This is a genomic window from Sphingomonas kyeonggiensis, assembly GCF_014196745.1.
In the GTDB taxonomy this organism is placed as follows: domain Bacteria; phylum Pseudomonadota; class Alphaproteobacteria; order Sphingomonadales; family Sphingomonadaceae; genus Sphingomonas; species Sphingomonas kyeonggiensis.
This window is the reverse complement of sequence record NZ_JACIEH010000002.1, coordinates 693,170-710,318: the sequence shown is the minus strand read 5'-3', so window position 1 is coordinate 710,318 and position 17,149 is coordinate 693,170. Positions and strand designations below refer to the sequence as shown.

Below are 17,149 nucleotides of genomic sequence, written 5' to 3'. Positions count from 1 at the left end.
CCAATTTATTTGGAACGCCGTCATGCGCCGGGAAGCTATTGGCCCGCTTCGCCCGGTGCCGCCTCGCCCCCGTCCGGCCCGATCGGCAACGGCACGCGGACGCGTTCGGCGCCCCGGGTGAAGAAGGCCGCGTCGATCGCCAGGCTGGCGAGGCTCCAGCCGTCGATGCTTTCCCCAATCCTCAGCGTGCGGGTAGCGCCGTCGCTGGCCTTGACCAGCGCGACCGCATCGACGTTCAGCCTGCCGACGATGCCGACCAGTTGCGGGGCGTCGGCGGGCGCCTCGGCCGGCTCGGTGCCGCCGAACAGCGGGCGCTCATAGGCACGGGCGAGATCGGGCATCGTGCCGGCGCCGATCGGGGCAGGCACCGGCGCCTGGGCAGCCCCCTTCCCCGCCTTGCCTGGCAGCAGCAGCGCGATCGGCATGCCGATGGCGAACGCCCCGGCCACGGCCAGCGCAATCCATTCGGGGCGCGGCTTCACTGCCATGCCGCAACAACCTCGCCGATCAGCCGCACGCCGCCGCCTTCCGGGATCGGCTCGATCCGCCAGCTGCGCAGGCGCATCAGCGGCTTGCCGCGCTCCAGCGCGTCGGTGAGCGCGACCACGGCCTTCTCGGCGCCGGAGATGCGGATGCGCAGCGCGACCACACCGGCGGGCGCCGGGGCCGCGGCGATCTCCTCGACCAGCACGCCGCCCCGCTGGGCGAGACCATGGACGCGCTGCATGATCGCCGCGCGGCCCGTCGCCGGATCCGCCACGTGCAGGCCAAGGCCCGGCGCGAGCAAGGGCGGCGGAGCCGCGGGGCTGGCCGCCAGCGCGGCAAGCTTCGCACGCTCGGCACGCGCCGTGGCGAGGTCGCCCAGCGCGGTGCCGGTGGCCGGCGCGAGCAGCAGCGCCACCGCAAGGCCGGCGATCCCGCCCACCAGCATCGCAGGTACCTTCACTGCGCATCCTCGCGCATCGAGACGATCATCGCCGAATCGGTGCGGCGCTGGCTGGTGTTGCGCATGCCGGCGAATTCGGGGGCGCGGCGGATCGCGGCACGCAGTCCGTCAGGGTCGCCGCCGGTCACGTCGAGCTCCAGCCCGCCATCGGCGGTGCGTTCCACGCGGGTAAGCTTCGCCTCGGGCGGCAGCGTGCCGGCCAGCGTCTCGAGCACCACGCCCGGCGCGGCGCGGCCGGCGGCATTGGCGAGCGCGGCGCGCGCCTCGCGGGCAGCGGCCTCGGCCTGGAGGCGCGGGGCGATTTGCGCCTGCAACCGAAGTGTCGCGCGTTTTTCATGTTGGGCGAGCATGTTCGCGCCGGCCAGGGTGAGCAGCGGCCCGGCGGCGAGCAGTGCACCGAACGCCGCCGCCACGCTCCAGCCACCCGCCGGCAGGCGCAGCCCGGCCAGCGCCGCGGACAGGCGGTGCGACAGGCTGTCCGCCTGGGGGGTGAGCGTGTCGGTATCGGGCTTGCCGGCGTCCATCGCGCGCCTGCCTAGCCGCTGCCGCCGCTCCGCGCAAAGCGTCACGCGGCGGAAACATAAAAGTCACGTTAACGAAACGACAATCGCATGCTGGCGTCATTTCGCGCTTCCAAGGACCGGGCGACCGGGTCGCCAGTGACTCGGCTGCTTGGGGGTTTCCATGACCAATCTCACCGAGACGGGCTTCGGCTATACCGACGGCGACGTCGATCAGAACATCCACAACACCGGCCCGTCGCTGAACGAGCTGGCCGACCTGCGCTATTCGCGCCGCCAGACGCTGCAGCGCGGTGGCACGGCGATCGTCGCGGCAACCATGGGCGGCTCGGTCCTCGCGGCCTGCGACAGCAAGGTCGAGGACACCGGCCCGGCGCCGACCGTGAGCGCCGGCGCGAATGCGGCCACCAATTCGGGCCGCACCGTCACCCTTACCGGCACCGCCACCGGCGGCGCGAGCCTGGCCACCGCCTGGAGCCAGGTCAGCGGCCCGACCGTGACCCTGACCGGCACCGGCAACACCGTGACCTTCGTCGCGCCGAGCGTCGCCGCGGCCACGCCGCTGGTGTTCCAGTTCGCTGCCGCCGACGCGTCGAACAAGCCCTCGGTCGCGCAGACCACGATCACCGTCAGCCCGGCCGCGATCGGCTTCGCCGCCGTCGCCAAGAACAAGAACGACGTGGTGACCGTGCCTGCCGGCTACACCGTGCAGATCGGCGCGCGCCTGGGAGACCCGATCACCGGCGGCGCCGCGGCCTACAAGAATGACGGCACCGACGCCGGCTTCGCCAACCGCATCGGCGACCATGGCGATGCGCTCTACTGGTTCGGCCTGAGCAGCACCGGCACCCGCGACGAGACCAGCTCGATCCGCGGCCTGATCGTGCAGAACCACGAGAACATCAATCAGCAGTATCTCCACGCTGCCGGCGCCAGCCAGCCCGGCGGCGTCCGCCCCGAGACGGAAGCGCTGAAGGAGATCGAGTGCCACGGCGTTTCGGTCGTGGAATATTCGGAAGGCGCCAACCGCGCCTGGACCTTCTCGTCCACCTCGACCTTCAACCGCCGCATCACGCCGAACACCCCGGTGGTGTTCAACGGCCCGGTGGCCGGTTCGGACCTGATCAAGACCCCCTATTCGACGACCGGCGTCGCGGGCCGCGGCACGATCAACAACTGCGCCAACGGCTACACGCCCTGGGGCACGCTGCTGACCTGCGAAGAGAACTGGGCCGGCTATTTCCGCCGTTCGGGCGACAATGCCGCCCGCACCGCCAAGGAGCTGACCTCGCTCAGCCGCTATGGCGTGACGAGCAGCTCGGGCAGCTATGGCTGGTCGACCGTGGTTCCGGCCGACGGCACCAACACCACCTTCCGCCGCTGGGACGCGCGCGCCACCACCGGCGGCACCGCGACGACCGACTGGCGCAACGAGCCGAACCAGTTCGGCTGGGTCGTCGAGATCGACCCCTACGACAAGAGCAAGGCGCCGCGGAAGCGCACCGCGCTCGGCCGTCTGGGCCATGAGGGCTGCTGGCCGGGCAAGTTCGTCGCCGGCACCAAGCCCGCCTGGTACATGGGCGACGATTCGCGCCGCGAGTACATGTACAAGTTCGTGTCGAACACCGCTTGGGCCGCCGCCGACGCCACGGCGACCGACCGCCTCGCGATCGGTGACAAGTATCTCGACGCGGGCACGCTCTACGTCGCCAAGTTCGCCGCCGACGGCACCGGCAGCTGGGTGGCGCTGGTGTTCGGCCAGAACGGCATCACCGCCGCCAGCGCGATCTATCCCTTCGCGGACCAGGCGGACGTGCTCGTCAACGCCCGCCTCGCCGCGGACGTGGTCGGCGCAACCCCGATGGACCGTCCGGAATGGACCGCGGTGAACCCGGTGACCGGCGAGGTCTACCTCACCCTCACCAACAACAACGCGACGCTGCGCCCGCTCAACGGCACCGATGCGGCCAATCCGCGCCACTATAACGATCCGTTCGGCACCGCCGGCACCGCGCAGTTCGGCAATCCGAACGGCCACATCATCCGCATCAAGGAAACCAGCACCGAGTCGCTCACCTTCACCTGGGACATCTATGCCTTTGGTGCCGGTGCCGATCTCGATGCGACCAACATCAACCTGTCGGGCCTGACCGCGGACAACGACTTCTCGTCGCCCGACGGCCTGTGGTTCGGCCGCTCGAGCAACGCCTCGGGCCTGGTCAAGCCGCTGCTGTGGATCCAGACCGACGACGGCGCCTATACCGACGTCACCAACTGCATGATGCTGGTCGGCCAGCCGGGCGGCGTGGGCGATGGCGGCGCGCGCACGATCACCAACACCGGCGCGGGCGGCGCGACCGCGACCCAGGCGACCCGCATCGGCGCGGCACCGGGCGCGAACCTGAAGCGCTTCCTGGTCGGCCCGGTCGAGTGCGAGATCACCGGCGTGGACTCGACGCCGGACGGCCGCACGCTGTTCGTGGGCATCCAGCACCCGGGTGAAGGCGCCGCGACCTTCCCGGGCGGCAATCCGAATGCCCCGACCAGCCACTGGCCGGACAGCCAGGCGACCGGCACCGCCGGCGCCACGGTCCGTCCGCGCTCGGCGATCGTGATCATCACCAAGAATGACGGCGGTATCGTCGGCCTCTGATCTTCGGATCGGCGGAACAGAGAGGGAGGCTCCCGCGAGGGGGCCTCCCTTTTTCGTTGCAGCCCCCACGCTGCCGGTCGCGGGCTATCGGCCTTGTGCGGGATCGGCCTGGCCTGCGAGGATCCGGTCGCAGAGTGGCAGCAGCAATGTGCACACCGCCGCGCCATCCCGCTGATCGCCCCGCAGGCTGGTGAACGTCGCGAAGCTGGTGAGCGTGAACAGCAGATCGACCGCGTCCGCCCTCGCCCGTCCCACGGCAATACCCTGGCGATCGACCAGGACACCCAGCAGGGCGCGCCGCCGCTCGTTCCGCGCGGCCAGGGCTGCACCCAGTTCGGCATCCATCGCCGCCGCGGCGAAGATGCCGCCCAGTCCGTCATGCGCCATCCAGAAATCGCAGAAGATGCCGACGACCCGGGCGAGCGCGGCGCGCGGATCGGGTGTGGCCATCGCCTCGGCCAGGCTGGCCAGATTGCCCTGCTCGGCAACCGCATCGAACGCGGCCTCGAGCAGCCCGTTGCGCGAGCCGAACTGGTTGTAGACCGTCAGCCGGGTAACCCCCGCGGCCCTGGCCGTCGCATCGAGCGACAGCGCCTGCCCGCCGGACTCGCGCAGGATGACCAGCGCGGCGTCCAGCAGGCGCGCCCGCGTCTCCGCCGCCTTCGCATCGCGTTTTTCGGTCGCATAGGGCCTTGACGATTTGCCGGGAATATTCACTATACAACCTGTATATCGAATCTGAGTTGAGCCGTCGATCCGGAGCTGTGCACGTGCAAGTCTTGCTGATCCTCACCATTGCTGTCCATGTCCTGTCGTCGATCTTCTGGGCGGGATCGACCTTCGTCCTCGCTCGCAATGGCGGCCGGGGCGCCAGCGGGCTGATCCGCCCGCAGACCGGCGCCGCTGGCGTCGCGGTCCTGTCGGGACTGCTGCTCTGGCATCTGCTCCACAGCGGAAGCTTCCAGCTGGTCGAACAGATCCTCGCGACCGGCGCCGCGGCCGCGATCCTCGCCTTGCTGCTCCAGCTCGCGCTGGTCCGCCCGGCCCTGCGCTCCGGCGAGGCGTCGCGGCGCGTTGCCGGCGGCTATCGCGCGTCCGCCGTGCTGCTCATCGTCACCATCATCTGCATGGCCGTGTCCCGTTACGTCTGAAGGAAACCGCGATGTCCGCCATTCCCCTTTTTCTCGACCTCATCGGCAAGACCGTGCTGATCACCGGCGGCTCCGGCGGGATCGGTGCCGAGACGGCGCGCTGGTTCGCGCATAACGGCGCCCGAGTGACGATCGCCGGGCGCGACCAGGCACGGCTCGACAGCGTCCATGCCTCGCTCGCGGCCATCTCGCCGGTGCACGCTGCGATCGCGCTCGATTGCACCAGCGCCGACCAGCTCGAGGCAGCACGCGCCACGCTGATCGAGCGCCAGGGTGGCCTCGACATCCTGGTCGCCTTTGCCGGTGGGGGTACGAGCCGGCCCGCCCCGATCGAACAGGTGACCGAGAGCGACTGGCATTCGAGCCTGGACCATAATCTCACTGCCACCTTCCTGACGTTGCGGACGTTCGTTCCGGACCTGCGGAAGAGCGGACACGGTGCAGCGGTGACCATGGCCTCCACCGCGGGCCGGGCGCCGTCCGCAGCGCCACTGGGGTACGGCGTCGCGAAGGCGGGGATCATCCTGCTCACGCAGCAGCTCGCCCAGGACCTGGGGCCCGACGGCGTGCGGGTGAACTGCATATCGCCCTCCGCGGTGCTCACCGACCGCACCGAAGAGCGCATGCCGCCCGCCATGCGGCAGGAAATCGCCGATGCCCATCCGCTGCGCCGGCTCGGCACTCCCGCCGACGTCGCGGCGGCAACACTGTTCCTGGCGTCGGAAAGCGCCGGCTGGCTCACCGGCGCGACGCTCGACATCGCCGGCGGGCGGCTGATGCACTGACTGCCAATCCCCGAAAGGCACTCGCGACATGGGTTTCGAACTCAACCACGCCATCGTCCGCTGCACCGACAAGGCCGGGGCAGCACGGTTCTTCGCCGAGCTGATCGACGCCCCGCCCGTGCAGGCTTCGGGCCCCTTCGCGGCGGTACGGGTCAACGATCGGCTGACGCTCGACTTCTATGACGAAGGCGCCTTCGTGTTCGGCCATTTCGCCTTCCTGGTCGCGGACCGGGACTTCGACGCGATCCAGGCGCGCGTCCTGGCCCGGGGCCTGCCATTCGGATCGGCGCCGTTCGCCCGCGACCAGAGGATCAACCGTCACAATCGCGGGCGCGGCATCTATGTCTGGGACGGTGACGGCAACAGCTATGAGTTCTTCACCGCCGATCCGCTGGGCGGAGGCGCCGCGTAAAAGCCCCTTCCGGGGATATCAGCGCAGCCCTTAGCGATCCGTGCGGCTGATGATCTTCGCCACGCCGTTCTTCGGGATGCCGATCATGTAGTTCGTGCCGCCCTTGCAGGTGACGCGCCAGGTCGGCACGCCGTCCTGGTCGGCGATGCGGGTCGAGCTGTCGACATGGTCGCAGGGCAAGGGCGCATCCTGCAGCGCGCGGATGAAGGTCGCGCCGCGCTGCGCATCATTCTGGGCGAGCACGGCTGCGCTGTAGTTGACCTCCGCAGTGTTGTCCGCAGCGACTTCGTCGGCGGCGTTGAGCGGCTCGGCGTTCACCGCGTCATTGGCGGTGAGGTTGGTCGGGCTCCCGCCTCCGCAGCCGGCGAGCGCAAGAGCGGCGAGCATCGGAACGATAATCCGCATCACGGTTTCCTTCGAAAAAGGACGGTCCCGCAATCAATGCGGGACCGTAACCATTGTTCCTGTCAGCGCTGATAGGCCTTGGGCAACGCGCCTTCCTTGGGATCGAGATAGCGCTGGCGCAGGCGCGTCCAGCGGTTCTCGAGCGGCTGCTCGACCCCGTCGATGAAGACGTTGACCACCGAAGTGCCGATCTCGAGCGGATCGCCGTCCCAGATCACCACATCGCCGCGGCGGCCGGGCTTGAGCGAGCCGAACTCGCCACCCAGGCCCAGTGCCTCGGCGGGCCTGGAGGTGATCGCCGCGAAGGCCGCGCCCCAGTCGAGCCCGGTGGCACCGGGCACCTTGGTCAGCGCGACCAGGTTGCCGGCATACTGCTTCTCCCAGCGGGCCTGGCGGGCTTCGTCCTGGTTGATCGTGCCGATGCCGACCAGCACGCCCGCCGCGGCCATGCGGCCGATGTTCGACTGGCTGGCGGCGAGCTGCTCGAAGCTCTCGGGCAGGTCGTTGAGCGCGGTGGCGATCACCGGCACGCCGGCGGCCGCGATCTGCGGCGCGACGGTCCACCCCTCGGTCGCGCCGACGAACACCAGCTTGAGCGACGGAAGCTCCTTCTTGAGCTGCAGCAGCACCAGGATGTCCGACGCGCGCTCGACATGGACGACCAGCGGCATGCGCCCCTGCACCACCGGCACCAGCGCCTCGGCATCGGCGCGGGTGAGGAAGGCGTCCTTGCCGCGATCGGTGTAGCTGCCCGGCGCGCGGATATAGTCGCGGACCTCGAACAGCACGTTCTTCAGCGTGGCATAGGCCGCCGGACGGCTGCCGCCCGCGGCGCGTGCGCCAGCCTCGCCCCATTCCATGAACTGGAAGGCGCGCGGCTTGCTGACCGCGTCCATGTCCGATCCCAGATCGATGATCGCGCCCTGGCCGGCGAAGATCGAGCCGCGATTGTCCGGCGCGACGACGGCGCGGGTGATGCCCTCGGCCCGGTTGATCGCGATCGGCGTCGACTTGGGATTGACCGCCGGGGTCACGTCGATCGCCGCGTGGAAGGGTGCGCTGCTCGCGCCGGTATCGTTGGTCTCGTCGACCCCGTCGACCTCGACGATGCCCATGCGGGTGAAGCCGGCGAAGATGCCGGGCGAGACCCATTTGCCGCCCGCGTCGATCACGCGGATGCCGGCGGGCACCGCGACGCCCGGACCGGCGGCGACGACCTTGCCGTCACGGATCACGACGGTGCCGCCATCGACCGGCTGGCCGCCGTCGCCCACGACGAGCTTGGCATTGGTGATCGCCACGGTCTGGGCCAGGGCGGGGGTGCTGAAGGCGAGCGCCGCGGTGGCGGCGAGAAGGAGCTGCTTCGTCATCACTTCACATCCCCCTCGCCCGGCTGGCCGAGCTCGAAATCGGAAACCGGGCGACGCTTCGGATCCTGGGCGTCGAACATCAGGGCGCCATCGACCCAGACCTTCTCGGGCCGGGTGTAGATGCTGAACGGATTGCCGTTCCACAGCACCACATCGGCCATCTTGCCGGGCTTGAGGCTGCCGGTCTTGTCGGCGATGCCCAGCGCCTTGGCCGGATTGATCGCCAGCCAGGTCCAGGCATGTTCCTCGCTGATGTTCATGCCCGCCTTGATGCCCGAGGCGCGGGCCTTGGCGACTTCCTGGTTCAGGCGCTGGATGCCGTTCTGGTCATCCGAATGGATCATCGCGCAGGCGCCTTCCTTGTCGAGGATGGCGAGGTTCTCGGGGACGGCGTCATAGGCTTCCATCTTGAAGCCGTACCAATCGGCCCAGACCGCGGCGCAGGTGTTGTTCGCCTTGAGCAGGTCGGCGATCTTGTAGGCTTCCACGGCGTGGTGGAAGGCCGAGACGTGGTAGCCGAACTCCTTGGCCATATCCATGACGATGGCCATCTCGTCGGCGCGGTAGCAGTGGTTCTGGACGAGGATCTCGCCGTCCAGCACGCCGCGCAGCGTGTCCATCGCGATGTCGCGCGACGGCGCCTCGCCGCCCTTCTCCTCATACCGGTCCCAGCGGCGCTTGTACTCGACGGCGCGCGCCCAGGTGGCGCGGTCGACCGCGATGTTGCCCATCCGGGTGGAGGGCATGCGGCCCTTCGAGCCATAGACGCGCTTGGGGTTCTCGCCGCAGGCCATCTTGAGGCCATAAGGCGCGCCGGGGAACTTCATGCCCTGCATGGTGCGGGCATAGACGTTCTTGAGCACGACCGAGCGGCCGCCCATCAGGTTGGCCGAACCGGGAAGGATCTGGAGCGTGGTGACGCCGCCATTGGCGAGCGCGCGGCCGAAGCCGGGGTCCTGCGGCCAGACGCTGTGCTCGGCCCATACATCCGCGGTCACCGGCCCGGTCATCTCGTTGCCGTCCGAATTGGCCTGCACGCCGGGCGAGGGATAGTCGCCGAGATGGCTGTGGATGTCGATCACGCCGGGGGTGACGTACTTGCCCTTGCCGTCGATCACGGTGGCGCCGGCAGCATCCAGGTTCTGGCCGACCGCGACGATCTTGCCGTCGCGGAAAAGCACCTGGCCATTGTCGATCCGCCCGCCCTCGCCATCGAGCACGGTGACGTTGGTCAGCAGCGTCGGCGCGCCGGGATAGGCATGATAGGTCGAGGGATAGGGATCGTGGCTATAGCCCTTGCCCTTGCCCGGTCCGCTGGTCGACGTGGCCGGCTCGGACGATGCCGATTGCGCCCTGGTGCTGCTGGAATCGCAGGCTGTCAGCCCGGCCAGCGCCCCAAAGATGATTAACGAGCGGATCAAGCGATTCCTCCCCCTTGCGTAATGGTCCGGTGATCGCGCAGGTGAAGGCCACTTGGCAAGTAACTCCTTTGCTTGGAAGAAACTGAACCACTCTGGACTATCCCCATTTTCTCCTCGGCTTGATTGGTGTTATTGACAGTTCCTGGAAGGGGAAGGTGCATCGTTGCGCGTAGCAATTGACCCTGCCGAGCCGTCTCGCGTGACGGCCCCCGGAAACCGGCGGGTCGCGATCGGGCTTGCCAGCTTCGGACTGGCGTGCAGCCTGACCTCTTTCGCCGGCTGGATTTTCGCGATTCCAGACCTGCGCGGCTTCGGCTTCAACGACTTCCCGATCTGGCCCTGGACCGCGATCGGCTATGCCGGCCTGTCGCTCGGCTTCCTCGCCTCCTTCCTCGATCGCCGCCGCGTGGCGATGCATCTGCTCGCCATTCCGCTGCTGATCGCCTTCGTCTCGCTGTTCGAGCGCTGGACGGAAATCGATCTCGGGGTGGACCGGCTGCTGTTCCCGAACCAGGTCGTCGATTTCGCCTTTCCCACGCCGGGCCGGGTGGGGATCAACCCGGCAGCGGTGTTCCTGGTGCTCGGCCTGGCCGGGCTCGGCCAGTGCGTGCGCGACCTGGTGGCCAAGGAGATGCGCAGCCTGGTCGCGATGATCGCGCTGGGGCTTGCCGCCGCCGCGGCGATCATCATCCTGTTCTCGCATCCCGGCTCCAGCCCCAGCGTGCCGCTGCTCACCACGTCGCTGCCCGCCGCGATGATCTCGATCTCGCTGGCCCTTTCGGCGATCGCCTGGAACAGCGGCTTCACCTGGATGCGCGAGCTGGCGCGCGATCCCGGCAATCGCCGCGTGTTGCAGATCCTGCTGCCCGCCGCGCTGATCCTGCCGGTGCTGCCCGCCGCGCTGGAGCTGGTGCTGGCGCGGCGCATGGTGTTCGCCGCCGCCCCCGGCCAGCTGCTGGCGATGCTCGGCAATGTGCTGATCGTCGGCACCATTGCCTATTGGGCGGTCACCCGCGTGGCGCGCGAGCAATCCGTGCAGGTCGAGCTCAGCGAGGCGATCGACGTGACCACCATGGCGCTCACCGCGCCGGACGGGCGGATCGTCCACTGGTCCGAAGGCGCCGCCCAGCTGTTCGGCTGGAGCGCCGAGGAGGCGTGCGGTCAGAACAAATACCAGCTGCTCCGCTCGCGCTGCGAAAGCGCCGAGACCAGCCTGCCCCGCCGCCCCCAGGGCGAGGCGCAGGAGCTGGTGGAGCTCACCCGGGACGGGCGGGAGATCGCCATTCTCGAGCGCGTCCACCGCGTCGAGATCGTCGGCCGCGAGCCGGTGATCATCCACAAGATGACCGACATCTCCGACCGCGCCCACACCGTGGCCGAGCTGCGCGAGAGCGAGGAGCGGCTCGCCATCGCCACCGCCACGCACGAAGTGGGCGTGTTCGAATGGGACGTCGCCTCGGGCAAGCTCAGCTGGGCGCCCGGCGCCGAGGAGCGGCTGGGGCTGGTGCCGGGCAGCGTCACCACCTTCAACGGCTGGCGCGACCAGATCGAGCCCGAGGATGCCGAGGCGGTGATCGAGACGATCGAGCTGGCGGTTGCCGATCGCGCGCCGCGGTTCAGCTTCCGCTACCGGTTCAAGGAGCGCAACGGGACGGTCCGCGCCGTGGAGGGGTCCTCGCGCGCCTTCTACGATACCGAGGGCAACCTCACCCGGACGATCGGCGCGATGCTCGACGTCACCGAGCGCGAGGAGCGCGAGTCCGCGCTGCGCCGGCGCGAGGCGCAGCTCCGCTCGATCATCGAGACGGTGCCCGAGGCGATGCTCGGCGTGGACGAGGAAGGCACGATCCGGGTGTTCAGCACCGCCGCGGAGGAGCTGTGGGGCTATCGCGCCCATGAAGTGCTGGGCCATAATTTCTCGATGCTCACTCCCTATCCGCGCGACGATGCGGGGGAAGAGGGCGGGGCGGAATCGCGGCTGAGCGCCTTCCTGAAGGAGGGCAAGCCGCTCGATCCCGGCCAGACCATCGCCGCCGCCGGCCTGCACCGCGGCGGCCACCGCTTCCCGATGGAGGTCCGGGCCGGCGTCGCGCAGATCGACGGGCACCTGCTCTACACCCTGTTCGCGCGCGACCTGACCAACCAGTTCGAGGCGGAGGAGCGGCTGAGCGAGCTCAACGCCGAGCTCGCCCATGTCGGCCGCCAGTCGGCGATGAGCGAGCTGGCGGCGGACATGGCGCACGAACTCAACCAACCGCTCGCCGCGACCTCAAATTTCCTCGCCGCAGCGCGTATGTTGCTCGACAAAGGAGAGGATTTCGAACGCATCGCCGAACTCCTCCGCATGGCCAACGAGCAAACTTTGCGGGCGGGCGAGATCATCCGGCGACTACGCAGCTTCACGATGCGCGGCGATGTCGACCTGCGGGTTACACCGCTGGCGCCAACGATCAGAGATGCCGCCGATCTGGTGCTTATAGGAACCAGCCAGTTCAATATCAGGCTGACTTACGATCTCGATCCCGACGTGCCCTGCGTCTTCGCGGATCGTGTGCAGGTGCAGCAAGTCGTAGTCAATCTTCTGCGCAATTCTATAGACGTTCTTCGCAAACAGGACGCGAGCGACCGCCGGATCACGGTAAGTTCGCGCAAGTCCAGTGAAGACATGATTGCAATAGAGATTGCCGATAGCGGCCCGGGCATACCGGAACCAATGCTCGACCAACTCTTTTCTCGTTTCACCACGACGAAAAAAGAAGGCGCAGGAATGGGTATTGGACTTTCCATCAGCAAGCGTATCATCGAAGCGCATGGTGGGACGTTGAGTGCGGAGAACCGGCCAGAGGGTGGCGCGGTTTTCCGTTTCACATTGCCCACCACGGAACAGGGTGGAGAGTAGATGACAAAAACGGTCTATATCGTGGACGACGACGATGCCGTCCGTGCCTCGCTGCACAGCCTCCTTTCTCTCCGATCAGATCTGGTGATCCGGGCCTTCCGCTCGGGCGACATTTTCCTGGAATCGCTGCCGGACCTCGATCCGGGCGTGCTGCTGCTCGATTTCCACATGCCGGGATCGACCGGCCTGGACGTGCTTCAGTCGGTGGGCAACGATCCCAAGTTCGTCGCGATCATCCTCACCGGGCAGGGCAATGTCGGGCTGGCGGTGCAGGCGATGAAGGCCGGCGCGCTCGATTTCATCGAGAAGCCCTATGAGGCCGAATTCCTGATGACGGCGATCGACCTCGCCTTCTCGCGCCTCGAGGAAGGCAATGAGGCGGCAAGCCGGGTCAATGTCGCCGAAACCAAGATCGGCAAGCTCTCCCCGCGCGAGAGGGACGTACTCAAGGGGCTGATCGAAGGGCGATCGAACAAGATCATCGCCTATGAACTCGACATCAGCCCGCGCACGGTGGAGATCTACCGCGCCAACCTGATGGAAAAGCTGGAAGTGCGCAGCCTTTCCGAAGCGCTGCGCATCGCCTTTGCGGCGGGCATGTTCCCCAAGAACTGAAGAATCAGGGCCGGGGTCCGCACGGACCCTGGCCGTCAGGGCTCCGGATAGCCCCAGCCGGGCAGCATCGCCTCGATCGCGGCAGCAGCATCCTCACGGGCTATGCGGGCAGGCATGGCCGGATCGGCCGCCGCTCCCCCGATCACCGCGATCCCGCGCCAGCGCGGATCGGCGCGCAACGCGGCCTCGCCGCCCTCTCGTCCGGCCAGCGCGACCTCGTCGATGATCAGCACGGGCGCCTTGGCGAGCCAGCGTTCGACACTGGGATCGTCGATATTGTCGAGGGTGACGAGATCGGCGCCGGCCATCGACAGACGCGCGATCAACATGCTGCGGAGGCCCGCCTCACGCACAATCAGCACCAGCAATGGGAACACGGGCTCACCTGGCCTTCCTGACATTCGCGACCCGGACTTGATGCCCGTGGGATGACCGAAATATGCGAAATCCTGCATATCCGGCCATCCGGGGCTTCTACCTAAAGGTTTGGCCGCAAAGCCGGATCAGAAGCTGAGGGTCAGGTCGGTGTGGACGAACTTGGTGTCGCTGGTGCGCGGCGCATTGGGCGCGTCGCGCAGGAATGCCCCCTTGGCGAGCCAGGCCGAACCCAGTTCCAGGCGCAGCTTCTGGGGAACCAGCCAGCGGCGCGCGCGCAGCTCGAACTGGACGCCGCCGAAGGTGTCGGTCCTGCCGGTCCGGTCGATCACGCCGGTCGAGGCGAAGCTGTCGATCGCCGAGGCGAGCCAGGCACCGCGCACCGACGCCATGAGGTCGAGCCGCTTCGACGGGCGCGCCTCGAAGCGCACGCCCGGCGAGACGATGTTGGCCCGGCCGAGCGCGCCATAGAGCGAGAGAGGGCCGAAATCGGCACGGCGCGCGCCGTACAGCGTGTCGAAGCGGGTGAAGGTGTTCGGGTTGGCCGTCTCGCCGCTCGCATAGTCGAACAACGCAGCGACGCGCGGCGCCCATTTGCCATCGAAGGTCCAGCCGGTCTCGGCATGGACGAAGCCGGCGCGGACCTTGAGATCGCGCACATCGGTGACCGCGGCGGTGGCGCGCACCAGGCCGCGCTGCAGCGCCCCTTCCACTTCGTAATCGAGCGCATTCTTGGCGGGCGCCCGGCGCAGGCGCGCGCCGAAGGTAACAAGGCGGCGATTGCGCGTCGGGTGGGTGGTGCGGTCATGCTCGATCAGGCGGAAGCCATAGGTCTCGAGCGAGGTGTTGCCATAGAACTTGGCGAGCATCGCATTTCCGCCGAAAAACTCGATGTTTTCCGCCGCGCGGTCGAGTTGGACCTTGTTGTCGTAGATATCCGCGGGCGTTTCGGGCAGCGCGGTGAAGGGGCGCGTCCAGAACAGGATCAACTGGTTCTTGTTCTTGTCCTTCGCCTCGACCTTGGCGCCCAGATAGGTCGGCACCCCGTTCGGGAAGTCGGTACGGCCGACCAGACGGCTCGCGCCGATGTCCATCGAGAACTTGCCGCCGGTGACCTGCACGCCCTTGACCGGACGCCAGGCGAGATAGGCCTGAACCGGCTCGAGATCGTTGATTTCGCTGGTCCGCACCGAGCTGCGGTCATCCTCGCCATAGCCGCGCGCATCGACGACTTCGCCCATCAGCGTGAAGGCGCCGACATCGACCTTCGCCGCCACCACGGTGCGAAACGAGAGGAAGCTGTCATGCTCCGGCGTGTTGGGACGGAACTGGCCGGCGATCGTCTCGGCGCGGGCACGGACGCTGCCGGTCAGGCTGACCTTGACCTTGTCCTGCGCAAGGGCCGGCGCGGCGGAAACGAAAGGCAGGATCGCTGCGCAGGCGAGGGAAATGCGAACAGAACGGGCCACGGGAAACTCCGGAAATGGTTACCCGAGAAATTATAGGATGATCCGTAAACTACAGAGACCACCCTGTGGAAACTACGCAGTCCGGGAACGGGGTCGCCGATCGTCCTATAATGAGGGGGTATTTTCGCGCCCGCCAGGGCTCCCCTCTCAATCGCGGCGCCCATCACGAAGGGGGCCGGAAGCTAGTGGAATTCAGAATGCTCGGCACAATAAACAGCTGGCCCCTCGCAAAGAAGATGCTGGTGGCCTTCGCCCTGATCGGCACCCTGGTCCTCGGCCTGGGCATCAATGGCTATGTGTCGAACAAGACCCTGAGCGGCGTAGCCACCCGGCACGTCGAAAACGGCATCACCGGGCTTTCCGGCCTGACCGACGTGCTCGCCGACATCCGCGAGCTGCGCATCATCGTTTACAGCTATTACAACGCCGCGACCCCTAAGGACGCCGCGAGCCTGGTCGAACGCCGCGCCAAGGGCGAAGCCAAGCTGCTCGCCGACATCGACGCCTATCGCAAAGTCGCAGGCGATGACTTCAGCGCCGACGTCGATGGACTGCGCGCTCGCGCGACCGAGCTGATCGCCGCGAACAAGATCATCTTCGAGCTGCGCGCCGCAAACGACCTCGAAGGTTCGGTCAAGGCGATCAAGGGCGTCGGCAAGGAAAAGTCGCACGACGCGATCGAGGCCGCCGACAACCTGCTGACCCGCACCCGCGATCGCTCGGCCAAGGACAATGAATATGGCCAGAGCCAGACGACCCTGGCGCTGATCATGACGATCCTGCTGTCGCTCGTCTCCTTCGGCGGCCTGATCGGCATCTGGCTCGCGATCAACCGCACCGTCGCCAATCCGATGGCCAAGCTGACCGAAGCCACCACCGTGCTCGCCCAGGGTGGCGAGGCCGAGGTACCGAGCCGTGACCGCAAGGACGAGCTGGGCCAGATCGCCAATGCCGTCGAGCAGTTCCGCCTGGGCACCAAGGCCCGCGCCGAAGCCGATGCGCGCTCGGCCGCCGAGCTGCGCGAAGTGATGGATACGCTGCGCGAGACGCTGCAGGCGCTGAGCCGCGGCGACCTGACCGCCGAGATCACTGCTGCCTATCCGGCCGCCTATGCCGAGCTGAAGACCAACTTCAACGAAGCCGTGACCAGCCTGCGCACGCTGATCGGATCGGTGATGGAATCGACCGCCGCGATCAACACCGGCTCGAGCGAGATCGCCTCGGCTTCCGAGGACCTGGCGCGCCGCACCGAAGCCAATGCCGCCAGCCTCGAGGAAACCTCGGCCGCGATCGCCCAGATGGACGAGCGCCTGAAGGCGATGGCCGGTTCGGCCGACCGCACCGTGGCGCGTGCCGACGGCGCGATCAGCACCGTCTCGGGCGGCCGCGCGATCGCCGACGAAGCCGTGCAGGCGATGACCCGCGTCGCCGACAGCGCCAAGGGCATCGACAGCGTGATCGAGGGCCTCGACAAGATCGCGTTCCAGACGCGCGTCCTCGCGATGAACGCCGCGGTGGAAGCGGGCCGTGCCGGCGAGGCGGGCCGCGGCTTCGCCGTCGTCGCCGACCTGGTTTCCGCCCTCGCGATGCGCGCCGAGGAAGAAGCCGGCCGCGCTCGCGATCAGCTGACCGCCACCCAGACCGACATCGTCGCGGCGGTGGAGATGGTCGAGAAGGTCGATGGCGCGCTCGCCAACATCTCGGGCGACGTGAGCGAAGTGCACACGCTGCTCGCCGAAATGGCGACCGACAACCAGGCCCAGTCGACTGCGATCACCCAGATCAGCGCCGCGATCGGCACGATGGACCAGGGCACCCAGCAGAATGCCGCGATGGTCGAGCAGACCTCAGCCGCCGCGCGCAACCTGAGCTCGGAAGTCAGCTCGCTCGCCGAGCAGGCCAGCCGCTTCACCGTCGGCGCCGCTACCGCGGTTCGCCCGGCGGCGCGCCCTGCCCCCACGCCCTCCCCTTCGCGGCCGGCCAAGCCGGTCGCCAGGAACAACTCGACTTATGTTTCGCCGGTGAAGGCCCTGCCCATCGCCACGCCTGTTGCCAGTGGCGGTGACGAGGACTGGACCTCGTTCTGACGCCATGACGCATCGACCCTAGTTAACTGAGGAAGCGGGC

General features: G+C 68.0%; 16 protein-coding genes. 7 read left to right on the top strand and 9 right to left on the bottom strand.

Annotation, left to right across the window (positions count from 1 at the left end; genetic code table 11):
- Nucleotides 1-35: 35 nt before the first annotated feature.
- The 3 genes from GGR46_RS12345 to GGR46_RS12335 are packed head-to-tail and all read right to left on the bottom strand — an operon-like array spanning nucleotide 36 to nucleotide 1,515.
- A complete protein-coding gene (locus GGR46_RS12345) occupies nucleotides 36-488 on the bottom strand; it encodes a hypothetical protein (protein WP_221262711.1) in 453 nt (150 codons plus the stop codon).
- Nucleotides 479-946 (bottom strand): hypothetical protein, encoded by a 468-nt coding sequence (locus GGR46_RS12340; RefSeq protein WP_343058135.1) that lies wholly within the window; start codon nucleotides 944-946, stop codon nucleotides 479-481. The genes GGR46_RS12345 and GGR46_RS12340 overlap by 10 nt, the downstream gene beginning before the upstream one ends.
- Nucleotides 943-1,515: a hypothetical protein gene (locus tag GGR46_RS12335; RefSeq protein WP_183998092.1), complete on the bottom strand. Its 573-nt coding sequence runs from the start codon at nucleotides 1,513-1,515 to the stop codon at nucleotides 943-945. The genes GGR46_RS12340 and GGR46_RS12335 overlap by 4 nt, the downstream gene beginning before the upstream one ends.
- Before the next feature lie 115 nt (nucleotides 1,516-1,630).
- On the opposite strand from GGR46_RS12335, the gene GGR46_RS12330 reads away from it, so the two are divergent.
- Nucleotides 1,631-4,120, top strand: a complete 2,490-nt coding sequence (locus GGR46_RS12330; protein ID WP_183998090.1) for a PhoX family protein — start codon at nucleotides 1,631-1,633, stop codon at nucleotides 4,118-4,120.
- An 84-nt stretch (nucleotides 4,121-4,204) separates the two neighbouring features.
- Here the strand turns inward: GGR46_RS12330 and GGR46_RS12325 are convergent, their stop codons facing one another.
- Nucleotides 4,205-4,837 carry a TetR family transcriptional regulator gene (locus GGR46_RS12325; RefSeq protein WP_221262710.1) on the bottom strand — a complete coding sequence of 211 codons (633 nt, stop codon included), beginning with the start codon at nucleotides 4,835-4,837 and terminating at the stop codon, nucleotides 4,205-4,207.
- A 53-nt stretch (nucleotides 4,838-4,890) separates the two neighbouring features.
- On the opposite strand from GGR46_RS12325, the gene GGR46_RS12320 reads away from it, so the two are divergent.
- The 3 genes from GGR46_RS12320 to GGR46_RS12310 are packed head-to-tail and all read left to right on the top strand — an operon-like array spanning nucleotide 4,891 to nucleotide 6,468.
- The gene (locus GGR46_RS12320; protein WP_183998088.1) at nucleotides 4,891-5,271 is read left to right on the top strand and encodes a hypothetical protein; all 381 of its coding nucleotides are present in this window, start codon (nucleotides 4,891-4,893) and stop codon (nucleotides 5,269-5,271) included.
- 11 nt (nucleotides 5,272-5,282) lie between these two features.
- On the top strand, nucleotides 5,283-6,056 hold the full coding sequence (locus GGR46_RS12315; protein ID WP_183998086.1) for an SDR family NAD(P)-dependent oxidoreductase: 774 nt from the start codon (nucleotides 5,283-5,285) through the stop codon (nucleotides 6,054-6,056).
- A 28-nt stretch (nucleotides 6,057-6,084) separates the two neighbouring features.
- Nucleotides 6,085-6,468, top strand: a complete 384-nt coding sequence (locus GGR46_RS12310; protein WP_183998084.1) for a VOC family protein — start codon at nucleotides 6,085-6,087, stop codon at nucleotides 6,466-6,468.
- Nucleotides 6,469-6,498: 30 nt separating this feature from the next.
- On the opposite strand, the gene GGR46_RS12305 is transcribed toward GGR46_RS12310, so the two are convergent.
- The 3 genes from GGR46_RS12305 to GGR46_RS12295 form a co-directional block, all read right to left on the bottom strand.
- Nucleotides 6,499-6,873, bottom strand: coding sequence for a hypothetical protein (locus GGR46_RS12305; RefSeq protein WP_183998082.1), 375 nt, complete (start codon nucleotides 6,871-6,873; stop codon nucleotides 6,499-6,501).
- Nucleotides 6,874-6,935: 62 nt separating this feature from the next.
- Nucleotides 6,936-8,243, bottom strand: coding sequence for an amidohydrolase family protein (locus GGR46_RS12300; RefSeq protein ID WP_183998080.1), 1,308 nt, complete (start codon nucleotides 8,241-8,243; stop codon nucleotides 6,936-6,938).
- Nucleotides 8,243-9,664 carry an amidohydrolase gene (locus GGR46_RS12295; RefSeq protein ID WP_183998078.1) on the bottom strand — a complete coding sequence of 474 codons (1,422 nt, stop codon included), beginning with the start codon at nucleotides 9,662-9,664 and terminating at the stop codon, nucleotides 8,243-8,245. The genes GGR46_RS12300 and GGR46_RS12295 overlap by 1 nt, the downstream gene beginning before the upstream one ends.
- Before the next feature lie 199 nt (nucleotides 9,665-9,863).
- Here GGR46_RS12295 and GGR46_RS12290 point away from each other — a divergent pair, with 199 nt between their 5' ends.
- Complete coding sequence (locus GGR46_RS12290) at nucleotides 9,864-12,563, top strand: PAS domain S-box protein (RefSeq protein WP_183998076.1); 2,700 nt, start codon at nucleotides 9,864-9,866, stop codon at nucleotides 12,561-12,563.
- Nucleotides 12,564-13,178, top strand: a complete 615-nt coding sequence (locus tag GGR46_RS12285; protein ID WP_183998074.1) for a response regulator transcription factor — start codon at nucleotides 12,564-12,566, stop codon at nucleotides 13,176-13,178.
- A 35-nt stretch (nucleotides 13,179-13,213) separates the two neighbouring features.
- On the opposite strand, the gene GGR46_RS12280 is transcribed toward GGR46_RS12285, so the two are convergent.
- Nucleotides 13,214-13,507: a hypothetical protein gene (locus GGR46_RS12280; RefSeq protein WP_183998072.1), complete on the bottom strand. Its 294-nt coding sequence runs from the start codon at nucleotides 13,505-13,507 to the stop codon at nucleotides 13,214-13,216.
- Between the two features lie 174 nt (nucleotides 13,508-13,681).
- Nucleotides 13,682-15,022: an alginate export family protein gene (locus GGR46_RS12275; protein WP_183998070.1), complete on the bottom strand. Its 1,341-nt coding sequence runs from the start codon at nucleotides 15,020-15,022 to the stop codon at nucleotides 13,682-13,684.
- 197 nt (nucleotides 15,023-15,219) lie between these two features.
- Here GGR46_RS12275 and GGR46_RS12270 point away from each other — a divergent pair, with 197 nt between their 5' ends.
- Entirely contained in the window at nucleotides 15,220-17,109 is a 1,890-nt protein-coding gene (locus GGR46_RS12270) for a methyl-accepting chemotaxis protein (protein ID WP_246426049.1), read from the top strand.
- Nucleotides 17,110-17,149: the final 40 nt, after the last annotated feature.

Bases quoted from the DNA above. Each gene is read 5' to 3' on its own strand.
- GGR46_RS12280 (WP_183998072.1), bottom strand. From the start codon at position 13,507: ATGTTGATCGCGCGTCTGTCGATGGCCGGCGCCGATCTCGTCACCCTC.
- GGR46_RS12330 (WP_183998090.1), top strand. From the start codon at position 1,631: ATGACCAATCTCACCGAGACGGGCTTCGGCTATACCGACGGCGACGTC.
- GGR46_RS12310 (WP_183998084.1), top strand. From the start codon at position 6,085: ATGGGTTTCGAACTCAACCACGCCATCGTCCGCTGCACCGACAAGGCC.
- GGR46_RS12270 (WP_246426049.1), top strand. From the start codon at position 15,220: ATGCTCGGCACAATAAACAGCTGGCCCCTCGCAAAGAAGATGCTGGTG.
- GGR46_RS12285 (WP_183998074.1), top strand. From the start codon at position 12,564: ATGACAAAAACGGTCTATATCGTGGACGACGACGATGCCGTCCGTGCC.
- GGR46_RS12315 (WP_183998086.1), top strand. From the start codon at position 5,283: ATGTCCGCCATTCCCCTTTTTCTCGACCTCATCGGCAAGACCGTGCTG.
- GGR46_RS12305 (WP_183998082.1), bottom strand. From the start codon at position 6,873: ATGCGGATTATCGTTCCGATGCTCGCCGCTCTTGCGCTCGCCGGCTGC.
- GGR46_RS12345 (WP_221262711.1), bottom strand. From the start codon at position 488: ATGGCAGTGAAGCCGCGCCCCGAATGGATTGCGCTGGCCGTGGCCGGG.
- GGR46_RS12300 (WP_183998080.1), bottom strand. From the start codon at position 8,243: ATGACGAAGCAGCTCCTTCTCGCCGCCACCGCGGCGCTCGCCTTCAGC.